General features: G+C 70.3%; 16 protein-coding genes. 8 read left to right on the top strand and 8 right to left on the bottom strand.

Annotated features, from left to right (window positions below; all coding sequences use genetic code 11):
- Positions 1–54 precede the first annotated feature (54 nt).
- From ACY0MR_RS23160 to ACY0MR_RS23150, 3 genes are all read left to right on the top strand, one after another.
- Positions 55–1050: an SEC-C domain-containing protein gene (locus tag ACY0MR_RS23160; protein ID WP_473555091.1), complete on the top strand. Its 996-nt coding sequence runs from the start codon at positions 55–57 to the stop codon at positions 1048–1050.
- A 120-nt stretch (positions 1051–1170) separates the two neighbouring features.
- Positions 1171–2127 carry a NaeI family type II restriction endonuclease gene (locus ACY0MR_RS23155; protein WP_473555088.1) on the top strand — a complete coding sequence of 319 codons (957 nt, stop codon included), beginning with the start codon at positions 1171–1173 and terminating at the stop codon, positions 2125–2127.
- A gap of 14 nt (positions 2128–2141) precedes the next feature.
- Positions 2142–2663 carry a very short patch repair endonuclease gene (locus ACY0MR_RS23150; RefSeq protein WP_473555086.1) on the top strand — a complete coding sequence of 174 codons (522 nt, stop codon included), beginning with the start codon at positions 2142–2144 and terminating at the stop codon, positions 2661–2663.
- On the opposite strand, the gene ACY0MR_RS23145 is transcribed toward ACY0MR_RS23150, so the two are convergent.
- The 3 genes from ACY0MR_RS23145 to ACY0MR_RS23135 all read right to left on the bottom strand — a co-directional run bounded on the left by ACY0MR_RS23145 (position 2664) and on the right by ACY0MR_RS23135 (position 5225).
- Positions 2664–3854: a DNA cytosine methyltransferase gene (locus tag ACY0MR_RS23145; protein ID WP_473555083.1), complete on the bottom strand. Its 1191-nt coding sequence runs from the start codon at positions 3852–3854 to the stop codon at positions 2664–2666.
- A 187-nt stretch (positions 3855–4041) separates the two neighbouring features.
- Positions 4042–4245, bottom strand: a complete 204-nt coding sequence (locus tag ACY0MR_RS23140) for a hypothetical protein (RefSeq protein ID WP_473555080.1) — start codon at positions 4243–4245, stop codon at positions 4042–4044.
- A gap of 122 nt (positions 4246–4367) precedes the next feature.
- Positions 4368–5225: a hypothetical protein gene (locus ACY0MR_RS23135; protein WP_473555078.1), complete on the bottom strand. Its 858-nt coding sequence runs from the start codon at positions 5223–5225 to the stop codon at positions 4368–4370.
- Positions 5226–5517: 292 nt separating this feature from the next.
- Here ACY0MR_RS23135 and ACY0MR_RS23130 point away from each other — a divergent pair, with 292 nt between their 5' ends.
- From ACY0MR_RS23130 to ACY0MR_RS23120, 3 genes are all read left to right on the top strand, one after another.
- A complete protein-coding gene (locus tag ACY0MR_RS23130) occupies positions 5518–6207 on the top strand; it encodes a hypothetical protein (protein ID WP_473555075.1) in 690 nt (229 codons plus the stop codon).
- A gap of 65 nt (positions 6208–6272) precedes the next feature.
- Positions 6273–7694, top strand: a complete 1422-nt coding sequence (locus ACY0MR_RS23125) for a transcriptional regulator (protein ID WP_473555073.1) — start codon at positions 6273–6275, stop codon at positions 7692–7694.
- 2 nt (positions 7695–7696) lie between these two features.
- Entirely contained in the window at positions 7697–9526 is a 1830-nt protein-coding gene (locus ACY0MR_RS23120) for a DEAD/DEAH box helicase (RefSeq protein ID WP_473555070.1), read from the top strand.
- Positions 9527–9606: 80 nt separating this feature from the next.
- On the opposite strand, the gene ACY0MR_RS23115 is transcribed toward ACY0MR_RS23120, so the two are convergent.
- Positions 9607–10308, bottom strand: a complete 702-nt coding sequence (locus ACY0MR_RS23115) for an aspartate/glutamate racemase family protein (RefSeq protein WP_473561869.1) — start codon at positions 10306–10308, stop codon at positions 9607–9609.
- Between the two features lie 166 nt (positions 10309–10474).
- Here ACY0MR_RS23115 and ACY0MR_RS23110 point away from each other — a divergent pair, with 166 nt between their 5' ends.
- Both ACY0MR_RS23110 and ACY0MR_RS23105 read left to right on the top strand, forming a co-directional pair.
- Positions 10475–11410, top strand: a complete 936-nt coding sequence (locus ACY0MR_RS23110; protein WP_473555068.1) for a hypothetical protein — start codon at positions 10475–10477, stop codon at positions 11408–11410.
- 41 nt (positions 11411–11451) lie between these two features.
- A complete protein-coding gene (locus ACY0MR_RS23105; protein WP_388798351.1) occupies positions 11452–11751 on the top strand; it encodes a hypothetical protein in 300 nt (99 codons plus the stop codon).
- A gap of 45 nt (positions 11752–11796) precedes the next feature.
- Here ACY0MR_RS23105 and ACY0MR_RS23100 read toward each other — a convergent pair whose 3' ends face one another.
- The 4 genes from ACY0MR_RS23100 to ACY0MR_RS23085 are packed head-to-tail and all read right to left on the bottom strand — an operon-like array spanning position 11797 to position 15805.
- Positions 11797–13065, bottom strand: coding sequence for a DUF445 domain-containing protein (locus ACY0MR_RS23100; RefSeq protein WP_473555066.1), 1269 nt, complete (start codon positions 13063–13065; stop codon positions 11797–11799).
- A 12-nt stretch (positions 13066–13077) separates the two neighbouring features.
- Positions 13078–14061, bottom strand: a complete 984-nt coding sequence (locus ACY0MR_RS23095; RefSeq protein ID WP_388798345.1) for an ABC transporter ATP-binding protein — start codon at positions 14059–14061, stop codon at positions 13078–13080.
- Positions 14062–14073: 12 nt separating this feature from the next.
- Complete coding sequence (locus tag ACY0MR_RS23090) at positions 14074–15012, bottom strand: ABC transporter permease (RefSeq protein WP_473555062.1); 939 nt, start codon at positions 15010–15012, stop codon at positions 14074–14076.
- A complete protein-coding gene (locus tag ACY0MR_RS23085; RefSeq protein WP_392863705.1) occupies positions 15005–15805 on the bottom strand; it encodes an ABC transporter permease in 801 nt (266 codons plus the stop codon). Before ACY0MR_RS23085 ends, ACY0MR_RS23090 begins: the two co-directional genes overlap by 8 nt.
- Positions 15806–15808 lie beyond the last annotated feature (3 nt).

Below are 15808 nucleotides of genomic sequence, written 5' to 3'. Positions count from 1 at the left end.
GATAAGCGCTGGGCCGCCAACTCTCCAGGCCCGTACAGCAGTACGGTGGAGCGCATGCGCCCCGACACGCCTGCCGACCACGCCACCGAAGCCGAGCGCCTGCTGCGCACGGCAGCGCAGTACCCCGGAGACCGGGAGCCCCTCTTCCTCCGGGCCGCGGCACACCTGGAACTGGCGGGCGACCGCCAGGCGGCCACGACCCTCTACGACACCCTGCTGTCCTCCGCCACCGCGAACCCGCTCCTGATCAGGGCGTTCAAGGCGGCGAACCTGTGGGAGTACGGCCACGAGGCCGAGGCCCGCGCGATCATCGACGGCATCCGGAGCGCACGGCCCGCGGACGCGCCGCCGTGGGAGATCGCGGCGGAGACGCTGGAGGCCCACGACGAGCTGGAGGCGGCGGAGCAGACGCTGACGGAGGCGGCGGAACTCCTCGTCACGTCCGCGGAGCTCCCGCACGCCACGCAGTCCCTCCTCACCACCCGCCACCGCGTCCGCCGCATGCTGGCGCTGGACCACGACGACTGGGACGACCAGGCGGACCGCCTCCACACGGCGGAGGTCCCCCTGGACGAACTCCACGACCCGAAGCGCCTCTGGTCGCTCGGCTCCTCGGACCCGGCGGAACTCCAGGCGGAGATCGCCCGCCTCCGCTCGGAACTGGGCACCTACCGCACGGCCCTCTCCCGCCCGTTCCCGGTGGCGGTCCTGCACTGGCCGGAACCGGAACTGGACGAGCTCCTGGCCGCGTATCCGGAACTGGAGGCGGAGTACCCGACGTACCGCGCGCACCTGACGGACATCGAGGCCTCCCTCCGCGAACTCGCCCAGGCGGGCACCCCGAACCTGGGCATCGTCCGCGCGACGGTCCCCTCCTACGAAGCCTTCGCGGCCTCGGAATCCACCCACCCGTCGAACGCGGACCTGCTCCCCCAGTACGCGACGACCCTGGCGGCCCGCGGCAGGGCGACGGCCTGGCCCCCGGCCTGGACGGACGCCTGCTGGTGCGGGTCGGAACGGGCTTATGGGGAGTGCCACGGGGCGGAATGACCGCAGGTCTGTCCGGCAGAATGCTGATGCGGCTCGGAGCCGGGGGTATGGGGAGCGCCAAACAGGCGGAAGGATCCGAGTCGCACATCGGGCGCGGACACATTCGGGGAGCTGACAGCAGTGCAGGAATCCTTCCTTCCTTTCGACATCGCGGCCGCCCATAACGTGGGGAGCCGGTTCAGCTGCTCCCCGGAACCCGACGCCGCTGTCTCTGAGGTGGCCGCTTGGCTGGAGCGGCGGCAGGCTACCCAGGTCATAGGAGACTCGATCCGGCAGGCTTTCGACGAAGTGCTGGACGGCCAGCGCACCGGCCGCTTCGACATCGACACGCTGGAGAAGACCGAGAAGACCTACCTCGGCACCAAGGTGGAGATCATCCTGCGGAGCGCCTTCGGGCTGGGGCGCGGCCGAAGCATGGACTACGTGATCGCCGGCCATGAGGTCGACTCCAAGTTCACCGTCGGCCAGAACTGGACGATTCCGTCGGAGGCAGACCGGCACATCTGTCTTCTCGTCTCCGCCAACGACCGGAAAGGTGAATTCAGTGCGGGAATCCTGCGCATCAACGACGACGTGTTGAATCCCGGCAGGAACCGGGACGGCAAGCGAACGCTTTCGGCCTCGGGGCGGAATGCCGTCCTCTGGATCGCCAATCGGGCAAAGCTCCCGGAGAACATCCTCCTCCACGCGAGCCAAGCCGACCGGGAAGCGATCTTCGAAGCTGGCGGGGGAAGAAGCGGCCAGCTGCGTACCGACGAGCTGTTCCGGCGGGTGCAGGGACGAGTCATCAACCGGAACACCGTTCTCACCGTCGCCCGGCAGGACGACAGCCCCAAACGGGTCCGCGACGCCCGAAACAGGCTGCGCTCCGAGGGCATCGCCATACTCGGGCACCTGAATCCGCACCCTCAGATCGCCCAGGCACTCGGCCTCGACGTTCCAGGAAAGGGATCGTGGCTCTCCACGGCCCTCACCCAGGTCGGCTCCGAAAGCAGCCGGGCGAGGGCCGAAATCAATGGGCTCTTCTACGCTGTCCCTCTCCCCGGGGAACAGCCGACCGTCCCCGCGCCGCTGTAGGGGCCGGAAGCACTATGGACAAGCCGCGACAGAAGGGCACCCGGCCACCGGCTGCGGAGCCGGAACTCCCGCCGGGCTCGTGGGCCTCATCCGCCGCCCGCCGGCGCAACATGCAGGCCATCCGAAGTCGCGACACGAAACCGGAGCAACTGGTCCGGAGGCTGCTGCACGCTCAGGGACTGCGCTACCGCGTGGCCGTCAGGCCGGTGGCTGACCTGCGGCGGACGGCGGACATCGTCTTCCGGCCGGTGAGGGTCGCGGTGTTCATCGACGGGTGCTACTGGCACGGATGTCCCGAGCATTATGTGCCGCCCAAGACGAACCCCGGCTACTGGTCGGACAAGGTCGCCGGGAACATGGCCCGCGACCGGGACACGGACGCGCGGCTGCTGGAGGCGGGATGGACCGTCCTCCGCTTCTGGGAGCACGAGGCACCCACTGAGTGCGCCCTCCAGATCGCCGCCGAAGTGGAGAAGCGCCGTGCCCGTGCCCGTGCGGAGAAGGAAGGCACGGACACAGGCACGAACACTCCTTGATCAGGACTGCTGAGCGTCCCTCTCCCGGGCGGCCTTCAGGACTTCCATGATCGAGCGGCCCACGGCCTCGGCGACCGGCGGCGGGAAGGCATTGCCGACCTGCCGGTACTGAGCCGTTTTGCCTCCGTCGAAGATCCAGTCGCGCGGAAAGCCCTGGATGATCGCGGCCTGCTCGACCGTCAGCATCGGGCCGTCCTCGCCGAAGAGGTCGCGGTTCGCCGAGTTCTTCTTCTCGGCGGTCTCGGTGTCGTTGGCGACCCCGAGGCCCGACACGCCCAGCAGCTTCCAGGCAGCCTTGGCCCGGCTCGGACCGAGGTCGGCCCCGCCGTGCTTCTTGGAGCCGCCCACGAGCGTGGGGGCGATACCGGCGCTTCCCTTGCCCTTGAGCTCTGCATGCCGCTCCGACGCTTTCCGGTGCCACTTCTCCAGGGCATCCCGCGCCTGCTGCTCACGGGCGCCGCCGTAGTAAGCGGCGTACCGCGCCTCCATCGACTCCTTGAGTGCCTCCGCGACGCTGAACGGCTCCTCGTGAGTCCGCGTGGGCCACTCGTACTTCACGTCCTTCAGGACGTCTTCCCGGATGGCGACGAGGATCGCACGCGGCCGGAGCTGCGGGACCCCGAAGTTACTGGCCTCCAGAAGGCCCCAGTGACAGACCCGGTATTCCATCCCCTTCAGGGTGACGACGGTCCCGTCCACCTCGCGGTACGAGCCACCCGCGAGCCTGGCCCTGATGTAGTCCCGGTAGTCCTCGAATTTGGGGTCCAGAATGCCCCGCACATTCTCAATCATGACCGCCCGGGGACGGAGTTTTTCCACGAGATCGAGCATGCGCGGGAAGAGATCCCTCTCGTCGTCCCTGCCCAGCTGCTTGCCGGCGTGCGAGAACGGAGGGCACGGCACGCCGCCGGCCAGGAGGTCCAGTTCCTCTGGCTGGAGCGGTGCCCCATCCCGGCGGATGGTTTCGAGGGGCTCGAATTCCTGCACGTCCGAGTGGCTGAGGTCACAGTGCCGCAGCTCCCACGCCCAGTCCGGCCGCGTCTCGATGTTCCGCCGCAGCGTCTCCCTGGCGTTCTTGTCGATCTCCACGAGCGCGAGGTGCCGGAAACCCGCGCGGTGCAGGCCGATGGCCTGTCCGCCGGCTCCAGCACAGATCTCGATCGAGGTGAACTCCGATGCAGTGCTGGCCATGCACCCTCCTTCGTACGCGAACCCAGGCTGGCACCTTATGCCGCCAGCCATCACAGAGGGTGACAGACCCCACTGACAATGGGCCCCCGCACAGGCAGCGCCCACATAAGTGTGCGGCATCCAGCAGGAGCGTCCGACCGTGTCCCGAACGGATCGGGAGCGTACTCCTCAGCAGCGCCCGCAGCGTCTAACCCGCCGTCCCCCTGAACAGAGTGAGGATCAGGATGCCGAGAGTGAGCGCGCCGGCGAAGGCTCCGGCTCCCCAGCGAACCGAGGCGGGCATCGTCTGTCCGTCACCCCTGGCGAGGGCAAAGGCAGCGGCGGCAATGACGACCGAGACGAAGACGGCGAAGCCGATCCCGACGATCAGGGCCAGCGAGATGTGCAGCATGAAGGGACTCCTGTGCAGCGTGAGCGAGGAGGCGGTCCGGATCCGGGCGCCACAGAGACCGGAGCGGCGACTTCGTCCCACCCCGTACTGGTGTTCTTCGGAAATGCCCCGAAGGCTGTCGGCTAGCGCCCCAGGCTGGCCTCCGCGGGAAGGCTGGCCCGCATGATGAGCTCGGCGGAGCTTCCGAGACCGGCGCCCATCAGAGCGAGGGCGAGCCGCATCGTGGCGTCCGCGCCGCGCTGCCCGTCGGCGAGGAGCAGCGCCTCGGCCAGGTCCGCGTCGCCGGTGGCGTGGAGCGCGGCGACGGCAGCGCAGAACTCGTCCTCACTGAAGGCCCTGCTGGCCGACCAGGCCGTGCCGACGAGGTGCCGGAGGTTCCCCGATGCCCGCGTCGCCCGCAGGATCCCCAGGGTTTCAGTCACCGCGCAGCTTCCGGCGATCTCCGGGATCGTCTCCAGGGTCTCCGGTTCCTCCCGGCTCTCCGGGTTGTGCGGCGAGTCCCCCGGCATCACCGAGCTCTGCGGGTTCTCCCCGGCCTCCAGCAGCGCGGTGTTCCCGGTGTTCCGCCGGTCCTGCGCCGGTCCCGTTGCCGAAAGGGTGCCGGATGTCGGGGCGTCCGTACCGGGTGCCTGAGCAGGCAGCCCCCCGATGACGGACGCGGCGTGGACGTCGCGGTCGAGCCGGTTCAGCCACGCATGGACGCGCAGTTCCTCCAGGGCGTCCAGGGTCACCGGCACGTCACCGGCCGAGTTCGCCCGTGCCGCCGCGAAGAGGACGCGAAGGTCCGACCGCCACGGGATGCGGCGGCCGATCCAGTAATTGGACAGGGTGCTGGGTGCGATGCCCAGCTGCTGCGCGCGGACGCCCTGCTTGGGGGACCTCATCGCGTTGACCAGCGCGCGGAACTGCGTGGCGAACTCGATGCGCCCAGGCGTGCACTCTTCCCAGAACGTTTCCCGTACCTGGCCCAGAGCAGCCATCGAACCTCCAGAGGCGAACGTATTTGTCGGGCATTCAGTCTGACGCGATCATGCGCAGACACAACCAGGAACCATTCATTCCGCCGACCCGGGTGTTTGCGCTGACGCGGCTCGGTCTCCCGGTGTTTGCGTTTACGCCGACCCACCGCCCCACATGTTTGCGTTGGGCCGCAAACACCAGGGACAGCTTGATCTACAGGCCGACGCCCCCTTCCAATGGAAGGCAAACGGATCCGGGCGCCGGCGTCCGCACGCGGACGCCGGCCCCTGGTCGGCCTTTAAGGAGATCATCGTGGTGGACACCGGCATTCCCTCGTGGCGGACCAGCACGCAGGGGACCATGGTCCGCTGCGCCCTATGGCTCGTCACCGAGGTCGGCGTGGGTTCGGTCTTCACCAAGACCCAGCTGCGCGAGGCCTTCCCCGAGACCTCGCAGATCGACCGTCGCATGCGTGATCTCCGGGTACATGGCTGGGTCATTGCGACAAACCGCGAGGACCCCACCCTCTCCCCGAACGAGCACCGGTTCGTCGAGCAGGGCGCCGAGGTCTGGAAGCCCGGACAGGCACGGATCAAGCCGGCCGCCGCCGGGATCAGCGCTCCGCAGCGCCGTGAGATCCTCGACCGTGACGACCACCTCTGCCGGGTGTGCGGAATCGCAGCCGGCGAGGCGTACGACGGCGGAGTCGAGACCGCCCAGCTGGACATCGCCCGCCGCGAGGTACTGAAGCCGGGCGGCAAGACCGTCGAGCTGGTCATCGAGTGCCGGCGGTGCAGGATCGGCGGCCGGGGCCGGCAGACCGACGTGACGGACGTCCTCGGCCGACTGGGGAAGATGAGCAGTGTGGAGCGCGAGCTCTTCGCGCAATGGGTGGCCGCCGACCACCGGGACTTCAGCGCCATGGAGCGGCTGTGGGGCGAGTACCGCAGTCTGCCGGCGGAGTCCCGTGAAACGGTCCGCACGGCGGTCAGACGGCCGTAGTCCCTCGTAGCGGAGCGCTGGAAGAAAGAACGGGCCGAGGTCCGGAGTTGAGGAGAAACGTGGGAATGCTGGCATTCGCTCTTCCGCCGAAGGGCCCGGAGAACACCGAGCTCGTCGCACGGCGACTCCATGAGTCCACCGAAGGCGACGGAATCAGCGAGACCGTGACCGTGGAGTGGAACGGCCGTCCGCTTCATGTCGGTGTCATCGACATGCCGCTGCGCGACGTCTACTACAACCCGGCGACTCACCGCATCAGGGCTCAGCGCGACCACGACCCCGACCTCGCCCGCGGGCTGAAGTCGGACCCGTGGAGCGTGGAGAGCCAGGAATACCTCGACCGGCTGCTGAGGGGAAAGCCCGCCAGCCCGGACGAGACGGACCCTGACTTCGAAGCACTGCTGGACAGCCTGCGCTCCGTCGATCAGCAGGAACCCGGGCTCATGACGCACGAGGGCATCCTCGTGAACGGCAACACACGTGCCGCGGCCCTGCGGCGACTGGGGCGCACCTCGATCCGGGTCGGCGTCCTCCCCCGTTCCTTCACCTGGGACGACATCAACGCGGTCGAGCTGACCCTTCAGCTGCGCCCCGACAAGCGTCGTGACTACTCCTACATCAACCGCCTGATCGCCATGGAGGAGCAGGAGGAGATGGGTCGCGAGGCGGCCGACATCGCCCGCGACTTCCACATCCAGCTCAAGACCTTCCGGCAGGAGCGCTGGATCCTCGGAGTGATTCGGGACATGATCGAGCGCAGCGCCACGCCAGAAGGCGCCCAGCTCGGCCTCTCAGACTTCGAGGGCCATCAGGAGAACCTGAAGGAGCTGCACCGTACGTACGAGAAGGTGCGGGCTTCGAGTCAGGAACAGGCCGAGCGGGTCAAGGAGAACCGCATCGCGGCCATCATCCTGGACTTCGCCAAGACCAAGACCCGCGTCATCGGAGAGGACTTCCAGGGGGACTACCTGGAGGAAAGCCTCCCCACGCTGTTCGAGGGCGCCGGTTCCCCCGGGAAGAGCGCGGCAGAACCGGCCGGAATCTCCATCCCCGGTCTGTCCGTCGCCGTCGCTCCGCCCTCGGACCCGGTCGTCCGGGCCCGGGCCGTGACCGACCAGATCCTCCAGGCCCGCGCCACCTGGTCCTCCCGCAACCTTCCGGACGCCGTACGCGAGGCCGCCCAGCGCGAGATCGCCGAAGCCCGCAAGGGGATGCGCCGCGCGCTGGACGCGGCGGAGCGGGACGACCGTCTCAGGAAGGTCAGGCAGACCACCGCGGAGCGTCTCGACGACGCGCGCGCGTCGATCGACCAGAGCGTGAGCGATCTGGTGCAGGCGCTCGGCAGCCAAAGCCTCGACGAGGCGAGTTTCGACAGCGCGCTTCTCAGGGTCCGGAGCAGTCTCGCGAAGCTGGCCCGACAGGCCAGCCGTGGTGTCAGTACGCGCGGCGAGGGCGTCAGCTGGCTGCTCAAGGCGAGCGAGGACTGAGCATGGCCGGCACGGAAGAGCCCTCGCTCAGAATCAGCTTTGACGAGACGCGTACGAAGGTGGTGTTCCGGTGTCTCGCGGACGGCCAGACACAGCTCGTGCGGTTCATCGCCCGGTACGGCAGCGGGAGCCAGCGCGGTCCTCAGGCGGCGGAGGTGGACCTGGAGGAGTTCCTCGCCCAGTTGCCTCTGCTGACCCACTGGTACGACCCGCAGGGTGTGGTCTTCAGTCCCGGTCTGAAGGCGCTCGCCGAAGGGTCTGTACGGGACTCGCAGGCAGTGCAAGCCCGGCTGAAGGCGGGAGAGCAAGGCGAGCAGGTACGGGGAGAGGTATCGCCCTCTGACGTCCCCGCGCTCCTCGGCCCGGCCTGGACGGCTCCGCTGACCAGCTTCCAGCAACGCGACATCGCGAAGCTGCTGTCCCTCACGCACGGCGCCAACTTCAGCGTCCCCGGGGCGGGCAAGACCCGCGCTGCCCTCGCGGTGTACGCGGCCCTCCGGCAGGGCGGCACGGTCCGGCGGCTTCTGGTGGTGAGCCCGAAGTCCGCCTATGAGGCGTGGACCGACGAAGCCGCCACGTGCTTCTCCGTGCCCCCCGTTCTCCGCGTCTTCCAGCGGTCGGAGGACATCGGTGCGGAGATCCTGCTCGTCAACTACGAGCGGCTGAGCCGACAGCAGACCCAGCTCGCCGAGTGGCTCTCGGCCGGCCCGGCGCTCATGGTCCTGGACGAGGCCCACCGGATGAAGCTGGGCGTCCGTGGCACGTACGGCGCCAGCTGCATGGCGCTGGGGCCTCTGGCCGCGCGCCGCCTCATCCTCACCGGGACCCCTGCGCCGAACGGCGCCAAGGACCTGGAGAGCCTCCTCTCGTTCGTCTGGCCGGGGCACGGGCGGCGAGCAGTGGACCAGGCGGTGGCGGGCGGGGACCTCGCCCACGCGAGCCGGGTGCTGCGACCGCTCTTCACCAGGACGACGAAGAACGAACTCCAGCTCCCCCCCGTGGACATACGGGTGAAGTACGTCCAGCTCCCTGAGGCCCACCGCCGCCTCTATGCCGCGCTAAAGAACCAGCTCACCGACCTTCAGGACCGCGAGCAGGAGGAGTTCACCCGGTTGGGCAAAGTGCTGGTCTACCTGATGATGGCGAGCACGAACCCCGCCCTGCTGGAGTCCGGCTCGGACCGTTACCAGCCCCTGCCGCTCTTCGCGGCCCGGCGCCCTGCGGACCCCGGTCTCCCCCTGCTGGATCTCATGAGGGAACTCCCGCGTTACGAGCTTTCCCCGAAGTACGAGGCCGTGCTGCGGACCGTGACGGAGAACGCCCGCGCGGGCCGCAAGACACTCGTCTGGTCCACGTTCGTCAGGAACCTGACCACGCTCGCGGCTTCTCTCGATTCGCTCCGCCCAGCCGTGGTCCATGGCGCCACCCCGGACCGGGACGAGCAGATCCGCAGGTTCCGCGAAGACCCGGACTGTATGGTGCTGCTCTCCAACCCGGCCACGCTGGGCGAGGGGATCAGCCTCCATCACGTCTGCCACGACGCCGTCTACCTCGACCGCGATTTCGCGGCCGGCCGCTACCTCCAGAGCCTCGACCGCATCCACCGGCTGGGACTCGCCCCGGGTACGGACACCCGCGTAACGGTGCTCGTCGCCGAGGGAACGATCGACGCGGTCGTGCACGAGCGACTCGGCCGCAAGCTCGAGTTCATGGGCCAGATCCTCGACGACCCGGTCGTACGGGAGCTGGCGGACCCGGAGGAGGACCTCACGCCGTGGGGGATGGACTCCGCAGACCTGCATGCGTTGCTCGGTCATCTGCAGCAGCCGTGAGCACGTGGTGGCGGCCGCCACGCGGAAGGAGGGCGGCCGCACCCGAGGGGAACCCGGGCCGTCGCTCTGAGCCGCGCCCGTCAGCCCCGTGCGTCGGGGAGCGCCGCTCGTACCGCCGCTGCCGCGTGGAGTCTTGCCGTGGGGAAGATCGGGACCGGGCTGTCCGCCGGTGTGATCAGGAGCTCGATCTCCGTGCAGCCCAGGATGATGCCTTCCGCCCCGCCCGCGACCAGGTCCTCGATCACCTTCCGGTACGCGGCCCGCGACTCCTCCCGTACGACGCCCCGGCAGAGTTCCTCGTAGATCACTCGGTGAACCGTCGCCCGCCCGTCGGCCTCCGGAACCCGTACCTCCAGTCCGCCCGCCTCCAAGCGGCCCCGGTAGAAGTCCTGTTCCATCGTGAACGCCGTGCCCAGCAGGCCGACCCGTCGCAGTCCCGACGCCCTCACCGCATCCGCCGTGGCGTCCGCCAGGTGCAGCAGCGGGATCGACACCGCCGCCTCCACCTGGTCCGCGACCTTGTGCATGGTGTTGGTGCACAGCAGCACCATGTCCGCGCCGGCCGCCTCCAGAGCCCGGGCCGCCTCGCCCAGGATCTCGCCCGCCTCCGTCCAGCGGTTCTCGACCTGTAGGCGTTCGATCTCCGCGAAGTCCACCGAGTAGAGCACGCAACGCGCCGAGTGAAGCCCGCCGAGGCGGTCCCGCGTGAACTCGTTCACCAGCCGGTAGTACTCCGCCGTCGACTCCCAGCTCATCCCGCCGATCAGCCCGATCGTCTTCATCGCCACGACACACCCCTCCCTCTCCGCGGTCACTCACACGAGCGTTCTTCGCCCACCGCGTCGCTCCCGTCACGCTCCGTACGCTACGGTCACGCCAAACAGCCCCCGTCGATGGTTGCAGCCGCCGACGAGGGCCTGAACCACAAGTGAAAGAAGCATTTTCACCGTGATCTACAGGCACTTTAACGCGCCCTCCCGCGCCTTCAGCCAGTTCTCGCACGACCTCATCCGGCATCCCCGGCTCGACTCCGATGCCGTCCGGCTCCTCACCTGGCAGCTCTCCCTCCCCCACGGCGCACGCGAGTCGCTCTCCGCGACCGCTCGACGGGCCCGCATCGGCGGCTGCGCGTTCACCCGCGCCAAACGTCAGCTCAAGGACGAAGGGTTCGTCCACGAGCGGCGGGTCCAGGGCACCGGCGGCCGCTGGATCACCCAGCAGCTCGTCTCCAGTACCCCGCTGACGTCCGCTCAGGCCGCCAAGATCCTTGCCGGATCACCCCTCCCCACCTGCGCCGACGACGTATCACCGCAGGTCGCACCGAGTCCCCGGAAACCGGCCGTCGGTCCGCCGACCACCCCGCCGACCGGCGGTCATCCAGAGAAAGACCCGTCGGAAGACACCTCCCACCGTCCGGCCGCCGCCGACGAGGACGAGCGCTCCCTCGACGACGCCCGCGCCCTCATCGGCGTCCTTCCCCTCCTCTCTCCCGCCCTCCGCCACATCCCGCCCGGCATGCGTGACGAACTCGCCCGTCTCGCCGCCCGCTGGCTTGCCGCCGGCCACACCCACGCCGACATCCACGCGCACGTCCTGCGGGGGCTGCCCGGCGCCGGAACGCCCGTCCACCGGCCCGGCGGCCTCGTCCGCTACCTGCTCCGTGAGGTACCACCCCGCGCCCTGCCCGTCCCGCCCGCGCCGACCCCCGTCACTCCCCGGCTCTCCCTCCGCCTCGAAGGCGCCCGCGAGTGCGCCGGTGACCACGTCCAGCCCATGCTGTTCCGGCCGCTCGGCGACGAGAGCCTGTGCCCCGCATGCGCCCCGCCCGCCCCGGACGAGCCGATGCCGGTGCCCGGCGGGGAGCACCTCCGTGCCCCCTCGTAGGCTCGACCCCGGAGATTCCCGACCGACCGAAAGGCCCCGCCATGCCCCGCATCCCCTCCCCCGCCGTCGCCGCCGCCGGGCTCGTCGGCGGGTACGCCGTCGCCCGGTGGACCAGGAAGCGGCCCCTCGGCGGGGTCGTGCTCGCCGGGGCCGGGGCCGTGGCCGCTCGGGAGTGGCAGCAGGTCGGTGGGGCCAAGGTCGCCGCCGGGCTGGGTACCGCCTACGTCGCCGCCTTCGCCGGGTCCCACCCGCTCGCCAAGAAGATCGGCGCCTGGCCCGCCGTGTTCTCCGTCGCCGCGGGCATGGCCGCCGCCTCCTGGGTCGTCACCCGGGGGAAGTAGCGACCCCGGCCCGGAGGCGCCGGACCCCCGCCCCCGGGGACGCCCTCAGCCCCCCACCCCGTGGCTCACCGTGTAGATCAGCAGGCCCGCCAGTGCGCCCACCACCGTGCCGTTGATGCGGATGAACTGGAGGTCGCGGCCGATGTTCGCCTCGATCTTCTTCGAGGTCTGCGTGGCGTCCCAGCCGGCCACCGTGTCCGTGATCAGGGACGTGATCTCGCCCCGGTAGGTCGTCACCACGTACGCCGCCGCGTCCTCCGCCCAGCCCTCCACCTTCTGCTGGAGGCGGGTGTCCGTCGCCAGGCGGTTGCCCAGGGAGATCAGGGACGCGCGGGCGCGCAGGCGGAGCTGGCTGTGGTCGTCCTCGGCCGCCGCGATGATCAGGTTGCGGACCGAGGACCAGGCCGAGGCGATGACGTCCTGGACCTCCGGGCGGGCCAGGAGGTCGGACTTGAGGCGTTCGACGCGGGCCCGGGTGTCCGTGTCCGCCTGGAGGTCTGCGGCGAAGTCGGTGAGGAAGCGGTCGATCGCGCCGCGTGCCGGGTGCCCCGGCATGTCCCGCATCTCCGTCACGAAGCGGAGGAGCTCCTTGTAGACCCGCTCGCCGATGCGCCGGTCGACGAACCGGGGCGTCCAGCCCGGCGCGCCGCCCTGGACGGCGTCCATCACCGAGTCGCCGTGGGTGACGAGCCAGTCGTGGCACCGGGTGCAGATCAGGTCGACCGCCCGGTGGTGGGCGCCGTCGGCGACGATCCGCTCCAGCGTCTTGCCCAGGCCCGGGGCGATCTCCGCCGACTCGGCGCGCCGGGTGATCGCCTCCCCGACCACGGCCTGGACGTCCGCGTCCCGCAGGACCGTCAGGGCGCCCCGCAGCGCTGTGGCCGCCTCCGCCGTGACCCGGTCCGCGTGCGCCGGGTCCGCCAGCCACGTGCCGAGGCGCCGGCCGATGCCCAGGGCCGCCAGCCTGCCCCGTACGACGTCGGCCGACAGGAAGTTCTCGCCCACGAACTGCCCCAGCGACGCTCCGAGCTGGTCCTTCTTCGTCGGGATGATCGCCGTGTGCGGGATCGGCAGGCCGAGCGGCCGCCGGAACAGCGCCGTCACCGCGAACCAGTCCGCCAGCGCGCCGACCATGCCGGCCTCCGCCGCCGCCGCGACGTAGCCCGTCCAGGCGCCCCATCCCGCGTTCTCCGCCCAGGTCGCCAGGGCGTAGACCACGGCCACGCAGAGCAGCAGTGACGTCGCCAGCGTCTTCATCCGGCGGACGCCTCTGCTCTTCTCCTCGTCCGCCGCCGTGTACGAAAAACTCACCATGGGCCCGACCTCCTACATCAGGGACTCCCGGCGCTCGTCCCGAGTTCCCCCGTACATCTTCGCGATCACCGTCTCGATGTCCGGCTCCCGCACCGAGAGGTCGACCAGCGGGTATCGCGCGGCCACCGCCGCCACCAGGGGAGCCGCCGAGGAGGTCGCCGGGAGGGCGAGCCACTGGCGGGGCCCCTCCGCCCGGACGAAGCGGGCGCCCGGCACGTCCTCGATCGGGGGCAGCTCGCGCTCCAGGTCCACCACCAGGAGCCGTTCGCTCTCCCCGACGGCGTGCAGGCCGGCCAGCCCTCCGTCGTACATCAGGCGCCCGTGGTCGATCACCATCACCCGCGAGCACAGCTGCTCGATGTCCGTGAGGTCGTGGGTGGTGAGCAGGACCGTGGTGCCCTGCGTGGTGTTGAGGCGGCTCAGGAACTCCCGGACCCTCGTCTTCGACACCACGTCCAGGCCGATCGTCGGCTCGTCCAGGTACAGCACCTCGGGGTCGTGGAGGAGTGCCGCCGCGATGTCGCCGCGCATCCGCTGGCCCAGGGAGAGCTGCCGTACCGGCACATCGAGCAGCTCGCCCAGTTCCAGGAGTTCCACGCAGCGGTCCAGGTTCTCCCGGAAGCGGGCGTCGGGGATGCGGTACATCCGGTGCATCAGGCGGTACGAGTCCCTCAGCGGCAGGTCCCACCAGAGCGTGGTCCGCTGTCCGAAGACCACCCCGATCCGCTGCGCCAGCCGGGTGCGCTCGCGCGAGGGGTCGATGCCCGCGACCCGCAGCCGGCCGCCGCTGGGGGTGAGGATGCCGGTCAGCATCTTGATCGTCGTGGACTTCCCGGCCCCGTTGGGGCCGATGTAGCCGACCATCTCCCCGCGTCCGACGGTGAAGCTGATGCCGTCGACCGCCCGGACCTCCTTCTTCTCCCGCCGGAGGAGGCCCGCCCTCCGGCGGACCGTGAAGACCTTCTCCAGTGACTCCAGTTCGATGAACGGTTCCATGACGGCCTGCCCTCAGCTTCCTGTCGATCGGTACGCACGGACCCCGGCCCGCCACGCCAGCCCCGCGATGCCGCAGCACACCGCCGCCACCAGCGGCGACGCGAACGCCGTCCACTCCGGCACCCCGGCCGGGGCCGGCCGGCCCAGCACGTACAGGGCCGGCAGCCAGTTCACGAAGGCGAGCGGGACGACGTAGACGACTCCCCGCACCAGGTCCTGCGCGAAGATCGTCGGCGGGTACTGGAGGAGGGTGTTGCCGCCGTACGTGAAGGCGTTCGTCACCTCCGCCGCGTCCTGCATCCAGAACAGCGCCGAGGCCCCCAGCACCATCACCGCCCCGAAGATCACCGCTCCGGACACCACCGTCACCGGCAGCAGCAGGAGTCTCAGCGGCGACCAGTCCACGTCCAGCAGGCACAGGCTCCACACCAGGACCATCAGCCCCTGCGCCACCCGGCCGAACCTGCGCAGCGCGAACTTGTCCCCCGCCACCTGCGCCAGCAGGGGCGCGGGCCGCATCAGGAACGTGTCGAGCGAGCCGTCCCGGACGCGTGCGCCCATCCGCTGGAGCGAGCCCATCGTCAGGTCCGCGATCCCGAACGCCGTGCCCGTCGTCCCGTAGAGGAAGGCCACCTCGGCGAACGAGAAGCCGCCGAGTCCCTCCACCTGACCGAACATCAGGAGGATCACGACGAAGTCGAAGAAGGTCGCGCAGAAGCTGTTCACCAGCGTGAGCGCGAAGGACACGCGGTAGGTCATCGTGGAGCGGATCCACATGCCGGCGACCATGCGGTACGTCCGCCAGGACTCGCCCCACGGGCCGGGGGCGCGGCGCGGGCCGCGCCCGCCCCGGGGCCCGTCGGCGGGTGTGCGGTCCGGGGCGGGGGCCGGGGCGCCGTCCGGGCCGGGTGCGCTGCCGGAGGGCACGCGGGTGCGCGTCGCCTCATCCACCCTGCACCACCACCTTCCGCGTGGCCGCCGCCTGCGCCGCCCGGCCCGCGCCCAGCAGCACCAGGGCCCAGCCGGCCTGGAAGGCGTACGCCCGGAGCAGGCCCCAGCCCTCGTACGTCCCCAGGTAGACGTCGGCCGGCACCTGGAGCAGCGAGGCCCAGGGCAGCGCGCGGGCGACCTCGCCGAGGGCGCCGGGGAAGACGTTCAGCGGGAGCAGCATCCCGGAGAAGAACAGGCCGCCCAGCCAGGCGGCCTGCACCACGCCCTGGCCGTCGAGCAGCCAGAAGGCGCTCATCGCCACCAGGTACCAGATCGCGAACCCGACGGTGGAGCCGAGCGCGGCCGCCAGCAGGAAGGCGAGCCACGAGCCGGGGCCGGCCGGCAGGGTGAAGCGGAAGGCCAGCCAGCCGACCGCCATCGGGGCGATCCCGCGGGCGAGCAGCTGGTAGGCGGACCTGCCCAGGTCGGCCGAGAACCACCAGGCCTGGAGGTCGGCGGGGCGGTACAGGTCGACGGCGATGTCCCCGGTCCTGATCCGCTCGATCAGCTCGTCCTCGAAGCCGCCGCCCATCAGTCCGCAGACCGTGATCAGCGCCTGGCCGATCCAGACGTACGCGAGGGCGTCGTCCGTCGAGTAGCCGCCGAGCTGCGGTCGCTCGTCCCAGAGGGCGATGTAGGTGTACGACAGGATGAGACCGAAGACGGTGTTGGTGAACACGCCCGCCGCCGTCGCCACCCGGTAGGTGGCATGGCGCCGGAACCCTCCCGCGGCCACCGCCGCGTACAGCCGCAGCAT

Source organism: Streptomyces sp. JN8, assembly GCF_055808075.1.
Note: the sequence above shows the minus strand (reverse complement) of the source record. Positions and strands in the feature narration are given on the sequence as shown.

Coding starts and splice junctions, on each gene's coding strand:
- ACY0MR_RS23160 (WP_473555091.1), top strand. CDS start 55: ATGCGCCCCGACACGCCTGCCGACCACGCCACCGAAGCCGAGCGCCTG.
- ACY0MR_RS23150 (WP_473555086.1), top strand. CDS start 2,142: ATGGACAAGCCGCGACAGAAGGGCACCCGGCCACCGGCTGCGGAGCCG.
- ACY0MR_RS23145 (WP_473555083.1), bottom strand. CDS start 3,854: ATGGCCAGCACTGCATCGGAGTTCACCTCGATCGAGATCTGTGCTGGA.
- ACY0MR_RS23140 (WP_473555080.1), bottom strand. CDS start 4,245: ATGCTGCACATCTCGCTGGCCCTGATCGTCGGGATCGGCTTCGCCGTC.
- ACY0MR_RS23135 (WP_473555078.1), bottom strand. CDS start 5,225: ATGGCTGCTCTGGGCCAGGTACGGGAAACGTTCTGGGAAGAGTGCACG.
- ACY0MR_RS23125 (WP_473555073.1), top strand. CDS start 6,273: ATGCTGGCATTCGCTCTTCCGCCGAAGGGCCCGGAGAACACCGAGCTC.
- ACY0MR_RS23120 (WP_473555070.1), top strand. CDS start 7,697: ATGGCCGGCACGGAAGAGCCCTCGCTCAGAATCAGCTTTGACGAGACG.
- ACY0MR_RS23115 (WP_473561869.1), bottom strand. CDS start 10,308: ATGAAGACGATCGGGCTGATCGGCGGGATGAGCTGGGAGTCGACGGCG.
- ACY0MR_RS23105 (WP_388798351.1), top strand. CDS start 11,452: ATGCCCCGCATCCCCTCCCCCGCCGTCGCCGCCGCCGGGCTCGTCGGC.
- ACY0MR_RS23100 (WP_473555066.1), bottom strand. CDS start 13,065: ATGGTGAGTTTTTCGTACACGGCGGCGGACGAGGAGAAGAGCAGAGGC.
- ACY0MR_RS23095 (WP_388798345.1), bottom strand. CDS start 14,061: ATGGAACCGTTCATCGAACTGGAGTCACTGGAGAAGGTCTTCACGGTC.